Annotated in this window: 20 protein-coding genes, 1 other RNA gene and 1 other annotated feature; of the genes, 11 read left to right on the top strand and 10 right to left on the bottom strand. The window is 31.8% G+C overall.

Annotation, left to right across the window (positions count from 1 at the left end; genetic code table 11):
• Positions 1 to 128 precede the first annotated feature (128 nt).
• From tadA to dnaA, 10 genes are all read right to left on the bottom strand, one after another.
• Positions 129 to 581 carry a tRNA adenosine(34) deaminase TadA gene (gene tadA, locus EDD63_RS09770; protein ID WP_134170933.1) on the bottom strand — a complete coding sequence of 151 codons (453 nt, stop codon included), beginning with the start codon at positions 579 to 581 and terminating at the stop codon, positions 129 to 131.
• A 19-nt stretch (positions 582 to 600) separates the two neighbouring features.
• Positions 601 to 688, bottom strand: an RNA gene (gene ffs / locus EDD63_RS09765) — signal recognition particle sRNA small type.
• An 80-nt stretch (positions 689 to 768) separates the two neighbouring features.
• Positions 769 to 1,284, bottom strand: coding sequence for a GNAT family N-acetyltransferase (locus tag EDD63_RS09760; protein ID WP_134170931.1), 516 nt, complete (start codon positions 1,282 to 1,284; stop codon positions 769 to 771).
• 4 nt (positions 1,285 to 1,288) lie between these two features.
• The gene (serS, locus tag EDD63_RS09755; RefSeq protein WP_134170928.1) at positions 1,289 to 2,575 is read right to left on the bottom strand and encodes a serine--tRNA ligase; all 1,287 of its coding nucleotides are present in this window, start codon (positions 2,573 to 2,575) and stop codon (positions 1,289 to 1,291) included.
• A gap of 40 nt (positions 2,576 to 2,615) precedes the next feature.
• Positions 2,616 to 2,813: a binding site (T-box leader), on the bottom strand.
• Between the two features lie 8 nt (positions 2,814 to 2,821).
• Positions 2,822 to 5,329, bottom strand: coding sequence for a DNA gyrase subunit A (gene gyrA / locus EDD63_RS09750; RefSeq protein ID WP_134170926.1), 2,508 nt, complete (start codon positions 5,327 to 5,329; stop codon positions 2,822 to 2,824).
• 12 nt (positions 5,330 to 5,341) lie between these two features.
• Positions 5,342 to 7,258, bottom strand: coding sequence for a DNA topoisomerase (ATP-hydrolyzing) subunit B (gene gyrB, locus EDD63_RS09745; RefSeq protein WP_134170924.1), 1,917 nt, complete (start codon positions 7,256 to 7,258; stop codon positions 5,342 to 5,344).
• On the bottom strand, positions 7,251 to 8,357 hold the full coding sequence (recF, locus tag EDD63_RS09740) for a DNA replication/repair protein RecF (RefSeq protein WP_134170922.1): 1,107 nt from the start codon (positions 8,355 to 8,357) through the stop codon (positions 7,251 to 7,253). Before recF ends, gyrB begins: the two co-directional genes overlap by 8 nt.
• Positions 8,354 to 8,557, bottom strand: coding sequence for a S4 domain-containing protein YaaA (yaaA, locus tag EDD63_RS09735; protein WP_134170920.1), 204 nt, complete (start codon positions 8,555 to 8,557; stop codon positions 8,354 to 8,356). Before yaaA ends, recF begins: the two co-directional genes overlap by 4 nt.
• A gap of 171 nt (positions 8,558 to 8,728) precedes the next feature.
• Positions 8,729 to 9,847, bottom strand: coding sequence for a DNA polymerase III subunit beta (gene dnaN, locus EDD63_RS09730; protein ID WP_134170918.1), 1,119 nt, complete (start codon positions 9,845 to 9,847; stop codon positions 8,729 to 8,731).
• A 151-nt stretch (positions 9,848 to 9,998) separates the two neighbouring features.
• Positions 9,999 to 11,360 (bottom strand): chromosomal replication initiator protein DnaA, encoded by a 1,362-nt coding sequence (gene dnaA, locus EDD63_RS09725; protein ID WP_134170916.1) that lies wholly within the window; start codon positions 11,358 to 11,360, stop codon positions 9,999 to 10,001.
• A 695-nt stretch (positions 11,361 to 12,055) separates the two neighbouring features.
• On the opposite strand from dnaA, the gene EDD63_RS09720 reads away from it, so the two are divergent.
• The 11 genes from EDD63_RS09720 to EDD63_RS09670 all read left to right on the top strand — a co-directional run bounded on the left by EDD63_RS09720 (position 12,056) and on the right by EDD63_RS09670 (position 20,627).
• Positions 12,056 to 12,850, top strand: a complete 795-nt coding sequence (locus EDD63_RS09720; protein WP_134170914.1) for a transposase — start codon at positions 12,056 to 12,058, stop codon at positions 12,848 to 12,850.
• Positions 12,843 to 13,364 carry a transposase gene (locus EDD63_RS09715; protein WP_134170912.1) on the top strand — a complete coding sequence of 174 codons (522 nt, stop codon included), beginning with the start codon at positions 12,843 to 12,845 and terminating at the stop codon, positions 13,362 to 13,364. Before EDD63_RS09720 ends, EDD63_RS09715 begins: the two co-directional genes overlap by 8 nt.
• Positions 13,365 to 13,623: 259 nt before the next feature.
• Positions 13,624 to 13,758, top strand: a complete 135-nt coding sequence (gene rpmH, locus EDD63_RS09710; RefSeq protein WP_067424745.1) for a 50S ribosomal protein L34 — start codon at positions 13,624 to 13,626, stop codon at positions 13,756 to 13,758.
• Positions 13,759 to 13,855: 97 nt separating this feature from the next.
• Positions 13,856 to 14,188, top strand: a complete 333-nt coding sequence (rnpA, locus tag EDD63_RS09705; RefSeq protein ID WP_134170908.1) for a ribonuclease P protein component — start codon at positions 13,856 to 13,858, stop codon at positions 14,186 to 14,188.
• 25 nt (positions 14,189 to 14,213) lie between these two features.
• On the top strand, positions 14,214 to 15,101 hold the full coding sequence (locus EDD63_RS09700; protein WP_243833764.1) for a YidC/Oxa1 family membrane protein insertase: 888 nt from the start codon (positions 14,214 to 14,216) through the stop codon (positions 15,099 to 15,101).
• 9 nt (positions 15,102 to 15,110) lie between these two features.
• A complete protein-coding gene (locus EDD63_RS09695) occupies positions 15,111 to 15,722 on the top strand; it encodes a R3H domain-containing nucleic acid-binding protein (RefSeq protein WP_134170906.1) in 612 nt (203 codons plus the stop codon).
• 184 nt (positions 15,723 to 15,906) lie between these two features.
• Complete coding sequence (locus tag EDD63_RS09690) at positions 15,907 to 16,950, top strand: ATP-binding protein (RefSeq protein ID WP_243833763.1); 1,044 nt, start codon at positions 15,907 to 15,909, stop codon at positions 16,948 to 16,950.
• A gap of 1 nt (position 16,951) precedes the next feature.
• Entirely contained in the window at positions 16,952 to 19,183 is a 2,232-nt protein-coding gene (locus EDD63_RS09685) for a S8 family peptidase (RefSeq protein ID WP_134170904.1), read from the top strand.
• Positions 19,184 to 19,362: 179 nt separating this feature from the next.
• Entirely contained in the window at positions 19,363 to 19,695 is a 333-nt protein-coding gene (locus tag EDD63_RS09680) for a PadR family transcriptional regulator (protein ID WP_134170902.1), read from the top strand.
• A gap of 3 nt (positions 19,696 to 19,698) precedes the next feature.
• Positions 19,699 to 20,067 (top strand): DUF1048 domain-containing protein, encoded by a 369-nt coding sequence (locus tag EDD63_RS09675; protein WP_134170900.1) that lies wholly within the window; start codon positions 19,699 to 19,701, stop codon positions 20,065 to 20,067.
• 113 nt (positions 20,068 to 20,180) lie between these two features.
• On the top strand, positions 20,181 to 20,627 hold the full coding sequence (locus EDD63_RS09670) for a DUF3592 domain-containing protein (RefSeq protein ID WP_134170898.1): 447 nt from the start codon (positions 20,181 to 20,183) through the stop codon (positions 20,625 to 20,627).
• The last annotated feature ends 98 nt before the right edge of the window (positions 20,628 to 20,725 follow it).

Raw genomic sequence — 20,725 nt, 5'->3', positions numbered from 1 at the left:
CGTCACCGACTTCGGCTTGTGGTTCACTACGCTTAGCGGTAACACCTGCGGTTGGACTTTCACCAACTAGATATGCACCATGCCTGGCACACCTATAAAAAAGACACGACAATTACGATGTCGTATCTTTACTTCTTATTTCGCTTCTCTTTAAAATAATCTTTTAGTAAACTTGCACATTCATCTGCAAGTACTCCTGAAGTATACGTTGGATAATGATTGTATCCTTGTTGGTCAAACATTGAAAAACTACTTACGATAGATCCACCCTTTTGATCACTTGCACCAAATACAACACGATCCACGCGAGATAATATACTTGCACCTGAACACATTGGACATGGTTCTAATGTAACATAGAGTGTACATCCTTCAAGTCGCCAACTTTGTAGTTGCTTGCATGCTTCATTAATTGCTAGTATTTCTGCATGAGCAGTTGCTAGTTGTTCATGTTCACGTAAGTTATGTGCACGAGCAATAATAGTATTATATTTTACAATTACAGCACCAATTGGTACTTCATCCATTGCGTATGCTTTTTTTGCTTCAACAATAGCTTCCTTCATATATATTTGATCCATACGATATCTCCAAAATATAATAAAAGCTACCACACACAATAGAGCTTCCATATGGCTGCTTCGTTCCCGACCTGACCAAGTTAGTTAGATATTGTTGCAGTAGCAAGACTAATTATAACGAATCATTTCTACTTTGACAAGTACTTAAAAAAAAAGTAATTACAGTTAGAATGTTCCACGTGGAACATCATAGTATTTGCTTCTCAAGTACAAGTATGTTTCTTTGTGTTTCCTTATCATGAACAAACTTTTGAATATGGTTGAAACCTGTATGAATCCAAAAGGATAATCCTTTTACATTCGTATGATATACACCTAATTGCATTGTACAATATCCTTTTTCCTTAACAAATCTCTCAATATACTGCATAGCAAGTGTACCATATGATTTCTTTTGATATGCTTGATCAATAAGAAACATTCCTATCCATGCAACATTATGACTAGGATATCCTAAATACATATCAAAGAAACCAACGATTTGTTTATCTATTTCTATCACCATAAAGTAATGATGCTCTTTTGATGCGTCTTCAATTGGTGGTAAATACTTATGTTCTAAGGAATCTGCTATATAAGTTTCATCGAAGTTTGAACCTTCTACTTCAATTTTATTTGTCCATGAATTGCATATATCTTGCAGTTTCTCTTTATGATTACTTATTGCAGGATATATACAAACATTTGGTTGTGATTGATGCATTATACTATTTCACAGGTACTAAACGTTTTTTACCACCCATGTATGGTTGTAATGCAGCTGGTACATTGATTGAGCCATCTTCATTTAGGTTATTTTCTAACAATGCAATTAACATACGAGGTGGAGCAACTACAGTATTGTTTAGTGTATGTGCATAGTACTTCCCATTTTTACCATTTACACGGATTTTTAAACGACGAGCTTGTGCATCTGATAAGTTTGAACAACTACCTACTTCAAAGTATTTTTGTTGGCGTGGAGACCATGCTTCAACATCAATACTTTTTGTTTTTAAGTCTGCTAAATCTCCTGAACAACATTCAAGTGCACGTACTGGAACATCTAAGTTTCTAAATAATTCAATTGTATACTTGTACATTTTATCAAACCAAATAGGACTCTCTTCTGGTTCACATACAACAATCATTTCTTGTTTTTCAAATTGGTGAATACGGTACACACCACGTTCTTCAATACCATGAGCACCTTTTTCTTTTCTAAAACATGGTGAGTAACTTGTATATGTTTTAGGTAATGTTTCTTCATCAATAATTGTATCAATGAATTTACCAATCATACTATGTTCACTTGTTCCAATAAGGTAAAGATCCTCACCTTCAATTTTATACATCATTGATTCCATTTCCGCAAAACTCATAACTCCAGTAACTACATTACTGCGAATCATAAATGGTGGAATACAGTACGTAAATCCTTTATCAATCATAAAGTCACGTGCATATGTGATTGCAGCTGAATGTAAACGTGCCATATCACCTTCTAAATAGTAGAATCCATTTCCTGCTACTTTACGTGCTGAATCTAAATCAATTCCATCAAAACGTTCCATAATATCTGTGTGATATGGAATTTCAAAAGCAGGTACTACTGGCTCACCATAACGTTCAACTTCAACATTTTCACTATCATCTTTACCAATAGGTACACTATCATCGATGATATTTGGAATTACCATCATAATATCAAGTACTTTCTTTTGTACTTCTTCTTCACGTGCTTCAAGAGTAGCAAGTTCATCAGCCATTGCTTGAACATCTTTTTTTACTTGCTCAGCTTCATCACGTTTACCATCTTTCATTAATAAACCAATTTCTTTACTTAGTTTATTACGATTTGCACGTAATTCATCAGCTCTTGTTTGTGTCTCACGACTTTCTTTATCAAGTGCAATAACTTCATCTACTAATGGTAATTTACTATCTTGAAACTTCTTTTTAATATTCTCTTTTACTACTTCTGGATTTTCTCTTAAAAACTTAATATCAATCATTGTTTATCTCCTTACAAAAATAAAAGAAGAGTGGCTTACCTAAAGGGGCGCTATGCAGCGCGTTGCCACCCTTCTTCAACTATACAGTCCTTAAAGTTATAACGGTACTACCGGATTTAATTACTCATTTCATTAAATCACTCAAAGGTTGATTTCACTGGGATTATTATTAGTTTACACCTACCACTAACTCTCTATAAATAATGATCCAATTACTTATCCTTATCATCGCTTTCTTTATTTATATCATTCACTTGCTTTGTTGTCTAGGTCTTCAAGAACTTTTTCAACGACTGTTTCTTCTAGTTCTTCCAAAATTTCGTCTTCTTCATTTTCTTGTTTCGCAACTGGAGCTACACGTGCTACTTTTTCATTTTCCGCTACGTTAATTAATTTAACTCCTTGCGTGTTACGACCATATACACCAACATTTTCTAATGAAATACGAATAATAATACCTTGGTCCGTAATAATCATGACATCTTCGTCACCATTTACTGCACGAACAGCAACTAAATTACCTGTTTTCTCAGTAATATTAATTGTTTTAACACCTTTCGTACCACGGCTTGTTAGACGGTATTCATCCATATTTGTACGTTTACCATATCCATTTTCACTAACTGATAAGATATATTGACCTTCTTCACTTGTCGCCATACCTACAACTGTAGATCCGTCAACATTAAATCCACGTACACCACTTGCACTACGTCCCATTGGACGTACTTGGTTTTCATTGAAACGTACTGCTTTCCCATTACTTCCAGCAATAACAATTTCATTATCTCCATTTGTTTGACGAACACCGACTAGTTCATCACCATCACGTAAGGTAATAGCAATCTTACCATTTTGACGAATTGAATAGAATTCTTGTTCATCTACACGTTTTACTAATCCATTTTTAGTTACAAAGAATAAATATTTCATTTCTGATTCAGTTTGTACAGGAATCATAGCACGAATCTTTTCACCTTCATTTAGATTTAGTAAGTTCACTACTGGAATACCCTTAGATGTTCTTGTTCCTGAAGGTACTTTATAACCTTTCATACGATATACACGTCCAAAGTTAGAGAATAGTAACAAATAATCATGTGTCGACATTGTAATTAACATATCAATTACATCATCTTCATTCATATTCATTCCTTTAACTCCACGACCACCACGGTTTTGTGTACGGTATGTATCAATTGGAATACGTTTAATATATCCGGTTTCTGTCATAGAAATTACGATATCTTCAACTGGGATTAAGTCTTCATCCTCAATATCAATACCTTCATCACTAATTTCAGTACGACGTTCATCACCGTATTTTTCTTTGATTTCCGTTAACTCATCACAAATAATTGTTAATACACGTTCATGATTTGCTAAAATGTCTTTCAAATCTGTAATTCTAGCTAGTAATTCATTGTATTCATTTTCAATACGTTCACGTTGCAATCCAGTTAAACGACGAAGTTGCATTTCAAGAATCGCACGTGCTTGAATTTCAGATAATTCAAAGTTCTCCATTAAGCCATTACGTGCTGTTTCATCATCTTTTGAATTACGGATTAATGTAATAATCGCATCAATGTTATCTAATGCAATCTTTAATCCTTCTAAGATATGTGCACGTTCTTCAGCTTTTCGTAAGTCATATCTAGTTCTTCTTTCAATAACTTCGATTTGATGATCAATATAATGTTGTAATGCTTCTTTAATATTCAATTGTTTTGGTGCACCATTTACAAGTGCTAAGAAGTTAACACCAAATGAACTTTGTAATGGTGTTAAACGATACAATTGATTTAATACGATATCTGGTTGTACATCTTTACGTAACTCAATAACAATACGTACTCCGTCACGGTTACTTTCATCACGTAATTCTGTAATTCCTTCAATTGCTTTATCACGTACAAGCTCAGCAATTTTCTTAACTAAGTTTGATTTATTTACTTGGTATGGAATTTCATTAAAGATAAAGCGTGTTTTTCCATTACTTTTCTCTTCAATTTTTACCTTTGCACGCGTAATAATACTACCACGACCAGTTTCAAAGGCTTGTTTAATTCCACTTCTTCCTAATATTGTTCCACCTGTAGGATAATCAGGTCCAAAGATATGATTTTCCATTAATTCCATAATTGTAATCTCTGGATTACGAATAATGGCAATCGTTGCATCAATAGTTTCACTTAAGTTGTGTGGTGGAATGTTAGTTGCCATACCTACGGCAATCCCCATTGATCCATTTACAACTAAGTTTGGAAATTTTGATGGTAAAACAGAAGGTTCTGTTTCTTCACCATCATAGTTTGGTATAAAATCAACCGTGTCTTTATTAATATCACGAATCAATTCCATTGTGATTTTAGACATACGTGCTTCGGTATAACGCATTGCCGCTGCACCATCTCCATCCATCGAACCAAAGTTTCCGTGACCTTGAACTAATGGATAACGATATGAGAAATCTTGAGCCATACGAACCATGGCTTCATAAATAGATGAATCCCCATGCGGGTGATATTTCCCCATTACGTCCCCAACGATTCTGGCACTTTTCTTATATGGTTTATCAGAGTACATTCCTTGTTCATTCATCCCATGAATAATACGACGGTGTACTGGTTTCATTCCATCTCTTACATCTGGTAATGCACGAGCAACAATTACAGACATCGAATAATCAAGGAAACTTTTACGCATATCTGTGACGATGTCTAACTGCTTTACTTTATTAATATCATCCATTGCAAATTCCCCCTAAATGTCTAAGTTTTCTACGTATACTGCATTATCTTGAATAAATTTACGACGTGGTTCAACTTCATCACCCATTAACATCGAGAATACTTCATCAGCAGCAATTGCATCTTCAATTGTTACTTGAATCAGTGTACGATTTTCAGGATTCATAGTTGTTTCCCAAAGTTGATCCGCATTCATCTCTCCAAGACCTTTATAACGTTGGATATTGGTACGATCTCCCATCTCCGAACGAATTTGTTCCATTTCATCATCCGAATATGCATATTTAATGCTATTTCCTTTTTGCACTTTAAATAATGGTGGTTGTGCAATATAGATGTATCCACCTTCAACCAATGGTTTTAAATAACGATAGAAGAATGTCAATAATAGTGTACGAATGTGTGCACCATCGACATCGGCGTCGGTCATAATTACAATTTTATGGTAACGCAGTTTATCAATATCTAATTCCTCACCAATTCCGATACCGAATGCGGTAACCATAGAACGGATTTCATTGTTTTCAAAAATTTTATGTAAGCGTGCTTTTTCAACATTAAGAATCTTACCTCTTAGTGGTAAAATTGCTTGATATCGAGGATTCCGTCCTTGTTTGGCACTTCCTCCGGCACTGTCCCCTTCGACTATATAGATTTCTGATTGACTTGCATCTTTACTTGAACAGTCCGCAAGCTTACCAGGTAAACTTGAAATCTCAAGAGCACTCTTACGACGTGTTAATTCACGTGCTTTTTTTGCAGCCATTCTTGCTTTACTAGCAACTGTAGCTTTTTCTAATACGATTTTTGCTGTATCTGGATTTTCTAAGAAGAAACGTTCTAAGTTTTCTCCTAAAATACTTGATACGATTTTACGTACTTCAGAGTTTCCTAATTTAGTCTTTGTTTGACCTTCATATTGAGGGTTCGGGTGCTTGATTGAAATAATTGCAGTCAATCCTTCACGAACATCATCCCCAACAAGTGTTTCATCTTTTTTAATAAGACCATTTTCTTGTCCATATTTATTAATAACACGAGTTAAAGCAAGACGGAATCCATCTTCATGTGTTCCCCCTTCAATCGTATTAATGTTATTACAGAAAGAATAAATATTAGGCATATATCCATTATTGTATTGCAGTGCAATTTCAGCAATTATACCTTCTTCTAATCCTTCACAGTAAATTACATCTTGATGAATTACTTCTTTATTTTTATTTAAGTATTCTACGTATTCTTTAATACCACCTTCATAGTGATAAATAATTTCCACTGGTTCAGCTTCACGTTCATCACGAAGAACCATACGAATTCCTTTATTTAAGAAGGCAAGTTGACGTACTCTGGTTTTGATTGTTTCAAAGTTATATGTTGTTGTTTCGGTAAAAATTGTAGGATCTGCTTTAAAGCGTACAATTGATCCATGTTGATCGGTTTCACCGATAACTTTCAATTCATCAACTGGTTTTCCTCCATCTTCAAAACGAAGTTTATGTATTTTACCATCTTGGTGAATTTCCGCTTCTAACCATTCACTTAAGGCATTAACAACAGATGCACCTACACCATGTAATCCCCCAGAAACTTTATACGCTCCACCACCGAATTTACCTCCGGCATGCAGTACTGTAAAAATAGTTTCTACAGTGGAACGTCCCGTTTTCTTGTGAATTCCGACTGGCATCCCACGTCCATTATCCTCAACACGAATAATGTTGTCTTTTTCAATAACGATCGTAATGGTATCTGCAAATCCTGCAAGTGCCTCATCAATTCCGTTATCTACAATTTCCCAAACCAAATGATGAAGTCCACGTTCTGCAGTCGAACCAATGTACATCCCTGGTCGTTTACGAACGGCCTCAAGTCCTTCAAGAACCTGAATGTCATCTGCCGTATATGAATGGGTTACTTTTTCTTCATTCATCACTTATCCTCCTCTTATTTACTGTTCCTTGTATCACTTCATAATATGTAATATTATGATTCTTTTTTAATTGAATACATTCTGTTGCTGTAATAAACACTTGTACATCAACAGGTAATATATTTAATAATATCTCTCTTTTTTGTTCATCTAATTCTGAAAATACATCATCCAACAACAATACTGGATATTCTTTTTTGATTTGATAAATACTATTGATCATCCCTAGTTTTAAACTAAGAATATACATCCGTTTTTGTCCTTGTGAAGCAAATGTTTCAACTTTTTGCTGGTTAATCATAAACGTAAAGTCATCTTTATGAATTCCCACTAATGAAGTATGAAACAACTTCTCTTTTTCCCGATGTTTTCTCATTTTTTCTGTCATCTTTTGTTTTAGTAATGTCTCATCTTCAATGTATACTACATCACTTTCATAAACACATGATATTTCTAAATCTTTATTTTCAAATAATTGAAAATACTTTTTAGTGTGTTGCATCAACATTTCAATAAAATGATGACGCTGTTTCATGATTTTTACTTGTAAATCAATGAGTTGCTCATCAAGTGTATCTAAAAACAAATCATCAATTTTATGATTTTTTAAATACTTGTTTTTTTCTTTTAGAATTTTATAGTAATCAACTAATGCATGTGTATAGCCACTACTCAATTTACCTAATTCTAAATCAATAAACTGTCTACGTTTTTTTGGTGCTTGTGAAAACAACAATAAATCATCTGGATAAAACATGATGGCATTAAAAAATCCAATGTATTCACTGACTTTACTTACCGGTGTATTGAATAAAAATAAATGTTTTCCTTTTGTGTCAACATTACACATCAAGGAAACCGTTTTATTATCATTCACAATTTGTCCTTTTAATGAAAAATAATCAAAGTTTTTTTGCATTAAATATTCATCATGACGCACCCGATGACTTTTCGCACAAGATAGATAATATAATGCTTCCAGTATATTGGTCTTTCCTTGTCCATTATGTCCGTAAAACAAATGAATTCCTGGTGTGAAGTCCATTTGTAAACGTTCATAATTACGAAAATGTGAAAGTTGTAAGTTTTCTATGATCATACAATGGTAAACGTTTGACCTTCAACTACTACAACATCGTTAGGATATAGCTTACGACCACGACGATCTTCTTTATCTCCATTTACGATAATGTCCAATTCTTTGACAGCGAATTTAGCTTCACCACCACTGCTAATAAAATCAGCAAGTTTTAAAAATTGTCCTAGTGTTACATATTCGGTTTCAATCTTTATTTCCATAGATATATCTCCATTTTCCACCTAGATTATTATATCATATTTCAATGAAAATAGATAATTAAAAAGATAGGACACGTCCATATACACCCTTAAAACGCTCTCTATTCAATTTTAGTTAAAATAATATAATTATGCGACAAATAAAAAACGCCCCGTAAAAGGCGTATTTTGTTATAGATAGGTACGAACTGGTAATACCAATTGTAATACTTCTTCGTTTTCTTCACTTTGGATAATGAATGGTTTCATCTCTCCTGAAAACTTAAAAGTAATCGTATCTGCATGAATTGCACGAATGGCTTCAAATACATAACGACCATTAAATGAAATCGCTAAGGATTCACCATTGAATGAAGCTGTTTTTAAAATCTCAGTAGCAGATCCAATATCTTGTGATTTCGTTGAAAGAATACTTTCATTTTCGTTAAGATCTAATTTAATAATGTTAATTCCATCATTTTTAATAAAACTCATACGGTCAATCGCACTTAAGATATCTCTTGTTTCTACTTTAAGTTCATATTGGAACTGTTCAGGAATCAGTTTATTTGTATCAGGGAAACTTCCTTCAATTAAACGTGTTTGAATAAGTGTATCTTCAAATACAAATTGTACTTTCTTATTCGATACATGAACTTTGATTTCTTGATCATCATCTAATGACTTTAATAATTCATTTAATGATTTTGAAGGAATAATAATGTTGTAATCAATCGTACTATCTACATCAAATGAAGTTTTTGCTAAACGATAACTATCTGTAGCTGTACAATCGACATGTCCATCATGAATATGAACATTAATTCCATTTAAGTAAGGACGATTGTCTTTATCACTTGTCGCAAATAAGGTTTGATTTAAGACCGACTTTAATTTCATTGTTGAAATTGTAAAGAAGTCTTCTCCTTTTGTGAAATCAATCATTGGATATTCATTTGCATAAATACCAATAATATTAAATTCACTTGTTTCATCATAAATTTTAACATTCACTCCATCAGCTACTTCAATAGAAATAACTTCTGTGTCCATTTTACGAACAATATCAAGAATGTATTTTGCCTCAATAACAATTGAACCTGTTTGTTCAATTTCTAAAAAGCATTCATCACGTTTTGAAATATAGTTTTTAATTGAAATATCTGAATCAGATGCCATTAAACAAATTTCATTTTCATTTACATCAAACTTAATACCAGAAAATGCTGGTAAAGGTGAATAGTTTGAAATAGCTCTAGATACAACATTTAATTTTGTAAGCAATTGTTTCTTATCAACTTTAAAAAACATCGTGTGACCCCCTGTCTGTATAATAATTTTTTAAGATAGTATTACTACTAGTGTGTGGAAAACCTTGAAAAGTAAAAAATAATAAGTATTTATCATACTTTTTAGCAGTTTTTCACTGTTTAGATTTACGGCAAAATTTTGTGGAAATAATTTATGCGTAAACACCTAAACGTTTTTTAATATCATCAATAACATCTTTATAGATACCTTTTTCATTTAGGTACCCTACAATTTTATCATAAGAAGTCATAATTGTGGAATGATCACGATTACCAAATTCAGATCCAATCTTTTTAAATGGTACATCAAGAAGTTCACGAATTAAATAAATAGCGATATGACGTGCATTTGCAATATCTGCAGTTCTTGATTTTGATTCAATTTGCTTCAATGTAATATTGTAGTAATTACAAACTTCTTTCTTTATTTTCTTTGGTGTTAATTCATCCGTTTGTGAAATAATCGGATTGTCTTTGAACATATCAATTGTGAAATGTTCATCAATAACTTCTGGGTTATGTAAGATTGCTTTAAATAATAGTTCATTTAAGGCACCTTCCAGTTTTCTAACATCTTCATTAAAACGGTTTGCAATATAGAAGAGTGCATCATCTGTAATAATGATTTCATTGGTTCTACCTTCAAGTTTCTTTTGAAGAATCGAAACCGCTGTTTCAAATTCAGGTGATGTAATACTTACCGATAAGCCCGATGTAAAACGTGAAATAATTCTCGCATTAATATTTTTTAGTTCTGAAGGGTACACATCACTAGTTAAAATGATTTGTTTCCCACTATCCTTCAACTTATTATAAATATTAAAGAATAATTCTTGGCTTTGATTTGTTTTTGCAAGATGCTGAATATCATCGATTAGCAAATAATCCAATTGACAAATACTTTCTATAAAAACATCAGATTTATTCTCTTTAAGCGATTTAATAATTAAATTAATGAAATCATTTCCATCAATGTAAAGATATTTTACATCTGGACGATTACTTTTAAGATAATTACAAATAGCATGCAATAAATGGGTTTTTCCTAATCCAGAATTTCCATAAATAAATAATGGATTGTAAAAACTTTGTTCCCTCGAATACGCACAACCATATGCTGCTGCATACGATTGTTGGTTACTTTGACCTTGAATAAAATTCTCAAACGTATAGTTCTCTAAAATTTTATTTCCATTTTCAAAAATAAACTCCTCTTTTGGCGTCTCTTGACGTTTTCGATTCGACAGTTCTTTTTCTAACAAAACTTGAGCAGAAATTTGTTGATCTAGCTGTGTAGACAGTAAATCATTAAAGACTTCAATGTTTTGTTCGAAGAACCGTTTTGTCGTGATAAATGGGACTTCAATTGTCGCAATTCCATCACGCACATCGTAGAGAAGTGAATTTGAAACGTAAGAGTGGAAAACTGATTTTTCAAAGATATTGTTTTCTTGGATATTGTGCAAAATCTGATGCCAACAGTCTTGATACGTGTTTGATCCAGATTCCGTCATAAATATATCCTTTCCTAATACAAATTTACATCTCATATATTACATGAAACGATAGTAAATTACTACCATCAAAAAGTAAAAAACATAGTTTTCCACATTATCGTAAAAATTGAAAACCCTTTTAAATAAAGGATATATCACTCTTTAAATAGTTTTCCCCATCTTTTGGTGTGGAAAACTGTGGGAAAAGTTTATGTTGAAAAGTACGATGTGGAAAGTGTGGAAAAGAAAATTGATAAATTTCCACAAGAAACTAAGAATTGTATAGTTTTCCATAAAAGAAAATGAGCATGACTAAAGGGCTTTAAACAACTTTCCCCAGTTTTCCACCCTATGTGGAAAACTATGTTTTTTAACATCATGGAAAACCTGTTTGAAACTAAAAATATATTCTTTTTTACATCATAAATAATAGAAAGAAATATTCGATAAATTGTATACTTTATTAATCATGAAATACGAGTCAATTCGTTAGTTAAATAATTGCGATGAACACTGGTTGAAATGATGTGTGATAAATTCGTTTCGCACCAAAACCACAAAGAAAACGATGGATTATCTCTGAAATGAGTGAAATCCATCGTTTTTACGTATCAAATTGAAAAAAGGTTCAAAAACCCTTTATTTAAAGGTATAAGAGGCCAATCCATGGTAAAATATAAGTACCAAACAATACATAATACAGGAGACCTCTTATGCAAACAATTGTACCACAAGAACAACCAAAATCATTATTAATTCATGAAGAAAAATCACTTTTGAAGAAATTCCGAATGCAACACACTCAAATGGATATCTTCGAGTGTTTAGATCTTGAAGTAAGTGATGATTTTTTGCGTTTAGAATATTGTTTCAAGGGACTAGATGTTTCTACATTGGTAACTGCTCTGAATCGTGAGCGTGGAAAAGGAAGAAATGATTATCCAAATGAAGTGATGTTGAATCTAGCTCTCGCAAAGATTGTATTAGGACATAATTCTACTGCTTCATTTATAAGAGAATTAAACCGAAATAGAGATTTGCGAAAGATATGTGGGTTAAGAGATATTGATTATATTGATGGGATTAAAAAGAAAGTTCCTGGAGAAGCAGTCTTTACGCGATTCTACCAAAGGTTGGAAAATTATCAAGAGGAACTAGATTCTATTCAAAAGAATCTGGTAGAGTATTTTTATGAGAATGTGGATGGATTTGGAGAAAAGTTAGCTGGAGATGGAAAATATATTCAGAGTTATGCGAATCGAGTAAATGAACATGCAGATGGAGATCGTCGTAGCGAGAATGATGCATCGGTATCCATTAAAGAAAATTTCATTACAGATAAAAATGGAAAAGAAAAGATTAAAAAACATAGTTTCTTTGGGTTTAGAGCGCACGTAATTGTGGATGTATTAACTGGACTCCCAATTAACGTACATATTGATAAAGCCAATATCAGTGAACGTACGGTAATGAAGGTTAAGTCACAAGCCAAAGTACCTAATGCTTGACAAAGGATATGATGGGAAGGAATTATTCAATCAAGCAAGAGGACTGGGGATTATACCTATCGTTGATGCAAGGAAAATGCGAAAAGATGAAGATGGAACACAATACAAAGATACGAACATATACTACTATGAAAATGGTGATATTTATTACGCAAATCCTGAAACAGGTAAAGCGGATTCTATGAAATACTTAGGTTATGACAAAACAAGAAAAGCCATGAGATATGAGCATAATGGAAAAGTATATCGATTATATCTAAAAGATGATGAGCGTATATTCAACGAAGTAGCAAGAGGATCAAAGAAGTTTAAAAGACTCTATAAAGGGCGTACCGCAGTTGAAAGGTATAATGCAAGGTTGGATTGTGATTATGGATTTGAGCATCATTATTTGCGAAACTTAGATACAATTAGAGTGAGAGTTCAATTAGCAAATCTGGTAATGCTATCGATGGCGAAGACTCATGTCGAGAAAAAACAAACCAATTATATGAGTATGTATAATTTTAACTAGAACCAAAAGAGGTTAAGGACATAAGTTTTTTTATAATGCAAAAAATGACGATATGCATGATGTTTAGACAGTTTCAAATGACTAAGCAAAAGTGTATTCGTCATTTTCGTTTTCAAATGCACAAGCAATATTCATTGACCCATGAAAAACCTTACAAACGAATCTGCTCTGAAATACACTTTTTTGTTGACTTGGATAAGGTGCTGCGATATAATCTAAAAGCAATGTTTATTAATATGTAGAAAAGGAGGTGTACTTGATGAAAAGAACTTATCAACCAAATAAGAGAAAACATCAAAAAACACACGGGTTTAGAGCTCGCATGAAAACACCTGGAGGACGTAACGTTCTAGCTAGAAGACGTAGTAAAGGTAGAAAAGTTTTATCAGCTTAATTAATATAACAGTTAAAATGATAAACATGAGTTTAATAACAACGCTTTAAAAATATCTCGTCTTGGCGAGATATTTTTATTTATGTGAGGAATGTATATGAAAAAAGCATACAGGATCAAAAAAGCAGATGAATTTACTGAAATCATCAAAAATCGACAATTTTACAAATCCAAAGGAATTATTTTATATGTTAGAAAACGTAAAGAAGATATTCCGCGTGTTGGAATTACGGTAAAAAAGAAGATTGGAAATGCAGTTGTAAGAAATAAAGTTAAACGACAAGTGCGAATGATGGTTCAGGAAATTTATAGTTTTGAAGAAGATTTCGATTCAATTTTACTTATTCGCGAAGATTATCTTGAAAACGACTATAAAAACAACAAAAATAACTTGGAAAGAATAGTAAAACAAGTTAGAATTAAAAAGTAAGCATTTTTAGAAATGGAGTAGAAAAATGAACATGATTAAAAAGTATATAAAAGATCATAAGAAGTTAATTATCTTCTCATTGTTCTTAATAGTTTTTGTTGCTGGGTGTAGTTCACCACGTAACGCAGATGGTACTGTAGATAAGGAACAATTAATTTTCCTTAGTACACCATATTTAAAGAGTATTGGTGATGGATGGTTTAACATCTTTGTTTGGCCAATGGCACAAATGATCAACTGGGTTGCAACATTCTCTGATGCAGGGGTTGGTATTATTGTGACAACAATTATTGTAAACGTAATTACAGCTGCATTTACAATTAAACAACAAGCACAAACACAAAAGATGCAAATGATTCAAGGTGAGCAAGCTAAAATTCAAGCAAAATATGAAGGTAAAACGGATCAAGCAAGTAAAATGCGTATGAGCCAAGAACTTCAAATGCTATATAAAAAACACGACATCAACCCAATGGGTTCAATCGTAACGTTATTTATTCAATTACCAATTATGATTGGTATCTATCAAGCATGTATGAGAGCATCATCAGTTTATACAGGATCATTCTTTGGAATTGATTTAACGATGACACCACAAGCTGCAATTGGTGAAATGGAAATTCCAGTTATTGTAATTTTCTTATTAATGGCAGTGATGCAATTTGTTTCATTCAAAATTCCTCAAATTTTAGCGAAACGTCGTAATGAAAAGAATAGAAAAATTAAGAAATATGCACAACCTGAGAAAAAAGGTATGGCTGGAAACATGAACATGATGATGTATGTTTCTGTAGCAATGATGGTATTCTTAGGATTTAGCTGGCCATTAGGTATGACATTCTACTTATTAGTTAGTTCATGTGTTCGTGTAATTCAAAATATTGTGATTGATAAATTCTTTATTAAAGACTAGGTGGTTGCTATGAAAACATATACAGGGAAATCAATTGATGAAATTCTAGAAACGATTGCCACACAAGAAGATGTAGATATCGAAGATATTACATATAAAATTCTTGAAGAAAAAGCAGGATTTCTAGGAGTCGGAAAAGAAATTACAGTTGAAGCATTTACAAAACGTGATATCTTAGATTTTGTTTATGATTATATTCTTCAATTTTTCGATAACATGGAAATGGAAATCGAATTAAGTGTTGAAGAGGAAGATGATAACTTCTATAAAGCAACAATTAATGCAAGAAACAATGCGATTTTAATTGGTAAGAATGGTCAAACATTACAAGCCATGAATACGGTATTAAAAGCAGCAGTATCAGGAACATTCAAAAAACGTATTTCAACATTAGTTGATATTAATGGATATAAGGAAGAACGCTACCGCAAAGTTGTATCAATTGCAACACGTGTTGCAAAAAGTGTTCAACAAACCAAAACGGATGCAGTTTTAGATCCAATGCCAAATGATGAACGTAAAGCAATTCACAATCATCTATCAACATTTGATCACATTACAACTGTATCTGAGGGTGATGGAAACCAACGTCGTTTGAAAATCTGTTATAGCGAAGACTAAACACTCGAAAGGGTGTTTTTTTATATCAAAAATTGTGCTTATTAGAAAAAAGGATTATATACTATTTCTATAATAAGGTTAAAATTATTCAACTTCTTTGTAAATTATAATAAAAAAAGAAATTGTCCCATTTAATGTATTTTTGTCCCAAAATGTGTTAAAATATATATACAGGAGGTAGTAGATGATGAAAAAGAAAAATATACTTAACTTAATTAAATATTATACAGAAAAAAATGACATGCAATTTAGAAATGAAGCAATTGAAATTGCTCGATATTTTGATAAAAATGGTGATCACCAATTATCAGAGTACATTATGAGTTTGTTATCAAATGCAAATACATTTGTACCACAGGGAGAGTATTTTGAAAATACATTTTTTAAAGAAGTTGAAGTAAATAGCGAGCCATTACCTCTGCCTAAAGAAATTACAGACGATATAAAGGGAATAATTAACGCAGTTAATCATGATGTGGGAATTAATAAATTTTTATTTGAAGGATTACCAGGTACAGGGAAAACAGAAACGGTGAAGCAAGTTGCACGATTGCTAAATAGAAAATTATATATGATTGAATTTAGCGAATTAATTGATAGCAAGATGGGTCAAACAGCTAAGAATATTGTATCTGTTTTTAGTGAAATTAATAAATTACCACATCCTTCAAAAATACTAATTTTATTTGATGAAATAGATGTTATTGCATTAGATAGAGTGAATTCAAATGACTTAAGAGAAATGGGAAGAGTAACTTCAACTATTCTAAAAGAGTTGGATCAATTAAATGATCAAGTAGTATTAATTGCAACAACAAATTTGTTTAAAAATTTTGATAAGGCCTTAGTGAGAAGATTTGATTCAATTATCAATTTTAATAGATATTCGAAAGAAGATTTAATTGATATATCTGAAATAATGCTTAATGGATTACTAAAAAAATTTAAATATGCTGGTAAAAACATGAAACTTTTTAGAAAAATAATGAAAAATATGGATAATATTCCGAATCCAGGAGAATTAAAAAACATAATTAAGGTATCTCTAGCTTTTAGTGATCCAAGTAATGAATTTGACTATTTAAAAAGATTACTGAAATTTATAGATTTTGAACACAAAGAACCATCTTTATTAGAACTAAAAGAGTTGGGGTTTACACTTCGAGAAATCGAGTTATTAACGGGAATTTCAAAAAGTCAGGTAGCAAGAGAACTGAGGGAGGTATGAAGTGAAAAATGATATTTTGAACTTGAAAGGAAGTTTTGATCAAAGAAAAAATCCTGGTAAACCAGGTTCTCCAAAATTGGCTAAAAATAGTATAGTAAGTGTAAAGGATATTGAACGCTTAATTTTGTATTTAGAAGAAATGAAGAGATTTTGGAAAATAGAGAAACTACTAAACGGATGTCTTATTAGTGTTTATTACAATACAATTATTGCTAAGAGTAACAGATGTAAGTTTTTTTTATGTAATGGAAGTAAATCTCCTAATGATACAATTGTTGGAGCAAAATTTTCGGACAACAAAAAGAAACATATAATTACACATTTTATTCCTTATTCGGCAATAGAAAATTCAATTATTAATGCACAGTATGTGATTAATATATTAAATAATGAGTTTAATGGGAGTATAAATGATATCTATTTTAATGAGAAAAAAAACATTGAATGTATTAATTGTAAATCATATAATACTTCAAAATCTAAATTTCAAAAAATAATCGTAGATACTTCTTATATCGAAAAGTTTGATGTAGAACGTGCTGATTTTGAAATAAATAAAAGTTCTATTGTGACACTTTATGATACAGGAACTAATACACAAGAGTTATTAGAAAAACTAGGAATTCCAATATTTAACGAACGTATTTTAAATAAAACAACAGTTTTATTGGATGAACAGTATTTACATACACTTCTTCAAAAAGCACCATATTTAGTAGCAATGGCAGTTGAAAATATTTCTGAACTTTCTCCAAGTGATTTCTCGGAACCGTTTGAAATCGATGCTAACTTAATACCATCACCGAAGAATGAACCCACAATAGGAGTTATAGATACTCTTTTTGATGAACGAGTATATTTTCATGAATGGGTAGAATTTCATAATAAAATAGATGTAAATATTCCTACAGATGCAGATGATTATAAACATGGTACTGCAGTTTCATCATTAATTGTAGATGGACCGAGTATTAATCCACATCTAGATGACGGTTGTGGAAGATTTAAAGTACGTCATTTTGGTGTAGCAACAAATAGAGCATTTAATTCATTTACAATTATACGTACTATTAAGGAAATTGTGGCAGAAAACCGTGATATTAGAGTATGGAATCTGTCATTAGGTTCTAATGATGAGATTAAAGAAAGTTTTATCTCAGCAGAGGGAGCAGTTTTGGATCAAATTCAATTTGAGAACGATGTGATTTTCGTAATAGCTGGAACAAATAATAGAGATAAAGATGAAAACAGAAGAATTGGTGCTCCAGCAGACTCCATTAATTCAATAATAGTTAACTCTGTGGACTTAAATAATATACCTGCAGATTATTCAAGAAGAGGTATTGTTCTTTCCTTTTTTACTAAACCAGATGTTTGTTATTATGGAGGAACGAGGGATAATTATATTTCAGTATGTGAGCCTCTTGGAGAATCAAAAGTAGCAGGTACTTCGTTTGCTGCGCCATGGATTGCAAGAAAACTTTCTTATCTTATAGACGTTATAGGACTTAGTAAGGAGATAGCTAAAGCTCTAATTATTGACTCTGCTATTGGTTGGGAAAATCATAAAGATTTTGAAGAACTATCACTTAAAGGAAATGGAGTAGTTCCTATACGAATTGAGGATATTATACAGTCGACAGAAGATGAAATTAAATTTGTTGTTGAGGGTGTGTCAGAAAAATATGATACATACAAGTACAGTTTTCCAGTTCCTATATACCAAAATAAACATCCATATGTAGCAAAAGCTACATTATGTTACTTCCCAAAATGTTCTAGAAATCAAGGAGTAGATTATACTAATACTGAGTTGGATATTTACTTTGGAAGAATTGATGACAATGGTATACTAAAATCTATTAACAAAAACAAGCAGAGTATTGAAGATAAGGAACATTATCTTTTTGAAGAAGATGCGAGAAAATTATTTAGAAAATGGGATAACGTAAAGCATATTAGTGAACCTATCAAAGAACGTTCAAAAGGTAAAAAAGTCTATAAAAATCCAATGTGGGGAATGAGTATTAAAACAAAAGAGCGTTTGAGTAACAGTGATGGTGAGGGTATTAGATTTGGTGTTGTAGTTACTTTAAAAGAGATAAATGGAGTAAATAGAATTGATGATTTTATTCAACAATGTCACTTTAAAGGATGGCTTGTAAATCGCATCAATGTTGAAAATCGCATTGATATATATCAAACAGCAAATGAAGAAATTACTTTAGAATAGAAAAATTTAATTAGTTTTCAAAGTGTAGTTTTATCTTGATACTATAATAACCCATTTTATATATTGGGTTATTATAGTACTACTTAGTAAGACAAAATAGTAGACAACTACACTACTATGTGTTACTATCTACTTGTATTAAGTGATACAAAGTAGTTAGTACGATTAGAGGTAAACATATGATTAAACAAACAGAGATGCTAAAAGGTGTTCTTGAAGGATTGGTGTTGGATATTATAAAAAAACAGGAAACGTATGGATATGAAATTACCAAAACACTAAATGAACAAGGATTTGAAGATGTTGTTGAAGGAACGGTGTATACAATACTGATTCGTTTAGAAAAAAATGGGTGGGTAGATATTAGTAAAAAACCATCATCGATTGGTCCAATGCGTAAGTTTTATACATTAAATACACAAGGACAACAGCAGTTAGATGCTTTTTGGCGATCATGGAATGAACTATCCACAAAAATACAACATATACAAAAAACACATTTGGAGGACTAAGAAATGAATGAAAAAATGAGTATTAAAAACTATATAAAAGAAGGTCTTGTAAGTTTAAAAAACATAAAAAAAGATAAAGAAGAATATCGTAAATACAAAGCGAGAATTGAAGCATTACCTAAAGATTATAAAGATGTTTATGAACATGTAGAAAAATATTTATGGTCACATGCAGATACATCAGGACATAATGCTCAACAAGTAATCGGAGGACTTCTTGAGATGTTTGAAGATGGTGTTGCACAAGGTTTATCGGTAAAACAAATTACTGGAGATGATGTTGGTGAATTTGCAGATAGTTTAGCTAAAGAAATTGATCACTCTTGGGTCAATAAAGAAAAAGAGAAACTAACAAAACGATTTAAAGATTAAAAAGTATGATCAAAAAGTCATACTTTTTTTATGAAAGCCCTATGTGTCGTAAAAAGAAAACATAGTATGATACGAAATTCATATGCTATACTTTTGAAAAAGGGGACAGATAAATGGAACAAACGAAAACGGTTATCATCTTATGTATTGCTTTAGTAATTACAATCATTTACTTCATTTTTATGATGAAAATACAAAATAAAAGCAAAGCAAAAGCGTATAAAACCATCGAGCAAGCAAAACAAGATGGTTTAGAAGTAACGGGATACTTACTAAAACAAAGACGCTATTATGAAGAAAAAAATAGCGTTTACTATAAAGCAACCTATAAATACTATATAAATCCTGGAAGTAAGATGTATAAGACAAACAAAATAATGCAAGGTCGTGCACCAGCGCAAATCACACTGTATGTAAACCCCAACAATCCAAAGAAAACCATGGGTGAACTTGAAATGTTATATGGAAAAGGACCTGGTAAAATGACAATACCGTTTCTGCTTGGATTTGTATTGTTTTTTGTGGTTGTGAGAATATTAGGTATTCTTTTTCAAGTATAATCCAATAAAAAGTAGGCGACTGAATTACTTCAATCGCCCCTTATCAAACCGTACGTACGCTACTAACGTATACGGCTTTCCAACATGTTTCGACAGTT

Source organism: Breznakia blatticola (genome assembly GCF_004365815.1).
Lineage (GTDB): Bacteria > Bacillota_I > Bacilli_A > Erysipelotrichales > Erysipelotrichaceae > Breznakia > Breznakia blatticola.
The sequence above is the reverse complement of the archived record's forward strand: the minus strand, read 5'-3'. Positions and strand labels throughout refer to the sequence as shown.

Excerpts from the sequence above, each read along its gene's own strand:
- tadA (WP_134170933.1), bottom strand. The coding sequence starts at position 581 with ATGGATCAAATATATATGAAGGAAGCTATTGTTGAAGCAAAAAAAGCA.
- EDD63_RS09760 (WP_134170931.1), bottom strand. The coding sequence starts at position 1,284 with ATGCATCAATCACAACCAAATGTTTGTATATATCCTGCAATAAGTAAT.
- serS (WP_134170928.1), bottom strand. The coding sequence starts at position 2,575 with ATGATTGATATTAAGTTTTTAAGAGAAAATCCAGAAGTAGTAAAAGAG.
- gyrA (WP_134170926.1), bottom strand. The coding sequence starts at position 5,329 with ATGGATGATATTAATAAAGTAAAGCAGTTAGACATCGTCACAGATATG.
- gyrB (WP_134170924.1), bottom strand. The coding sequence starts at position 7,258 with ATGAATGAAGAAAAAGTAACCCATTCATATACGGCAGATGACATTCAG.
- recF (WP_134170922.1), bottom strand. The coding sequence starts at position 8,357 with ATGATCATAGAAAACTTACAACTTTCACATTTTCGTAATTATGAACGT.
- yaaA (WP_134170920.1), bottom strand. The coding sequence starts at position 8,557 with ATGGAAATAAAGATTGAAACCGAATATGTAACACTAGGACAATTTTTA.
- dnaN (WP_134170918.1), bottom strand. The coding sequence starts at position 9,847 with ATGTTTTTTAAAGTTGATAAGAAACAATTGCTTACAAAATTAAATGTT.
- dnaA (WP_134170916.1), bottom strand. The coding sequence starts at position 11,360 with ATGACGGAATCTGGATCAAACACGTATCAAGACTGTTGGCATCAGATT.
- EDD63_RS09720 (WP_134170914.1), top strand. The coding sequence starts at position 12,056 with ATGCAAACAATTGTACCACAAGAACAACCAAAATCATTATTAATTCAT.
- EDD63_RS09715 (WP_134170912.1), top strand. The coding sequence starts at position 12,843 with ATGCTTGACAAAGGATATGATGGGAAGGAATTATTCAATCAAGCAAGA.
- rpmH (WP_067424745.1), top strand. The coding sequence starts at position 13,624 with ATGAAAAGAACTTATCAACCAAATAAGAGAAAACATCAAAAAACACAC.
- rnpA (WP_134170908.1), top strand. The coding sequence starts at position 13,856 with ATGAAAAAAGCATACAGGATCAAAAAAGCAGATGAATTTACTGAAATC.
- EDD63_RS09700 (WP_243833764.1), top strand. The coding sequence starts at position 14,214 with ATGAACATGATTAAAAAGTATATAAAAGATCATAAGAAGTTAATTATC.
- EDD63_RS09695 (WP_134170906.1), top strand. The coding sequence starts at position 15,111 with ATGAAAACATATACAGGGAAATCAATTGATGAAATTCTAGAAACGATT.
- EDD63_RS09690 (WP_243833763.1), top strand. The coding sequence starts at position 15,907 with ATGATGAAAAAGAAAAATATACTTAACTTAATTAAATATTATACAGAA.
- EDD63_RS09680 (WP_134170902.1), top strand. The coding sequence starts at position 19,363 with ATGATTAAACAAACAGAGATGCTAAAAGGTGTTCTTGAAGGATTGGTG.
- EDD63_RS09675 (WP_134170900.1), top strand. The coding sequence starts at position 19,699 with ATGAATGAAAAAATGAGTATTAAAAACTATATAAAAGAAGGTCTTGTA.
- EDD63_RS09670 (WP_134170898.1), top strand. The coding sequence starts at position 20,181 with ATGGAACAAACGAAAACGGTTATCATCTTATGTATTGCTTTAGTAATT.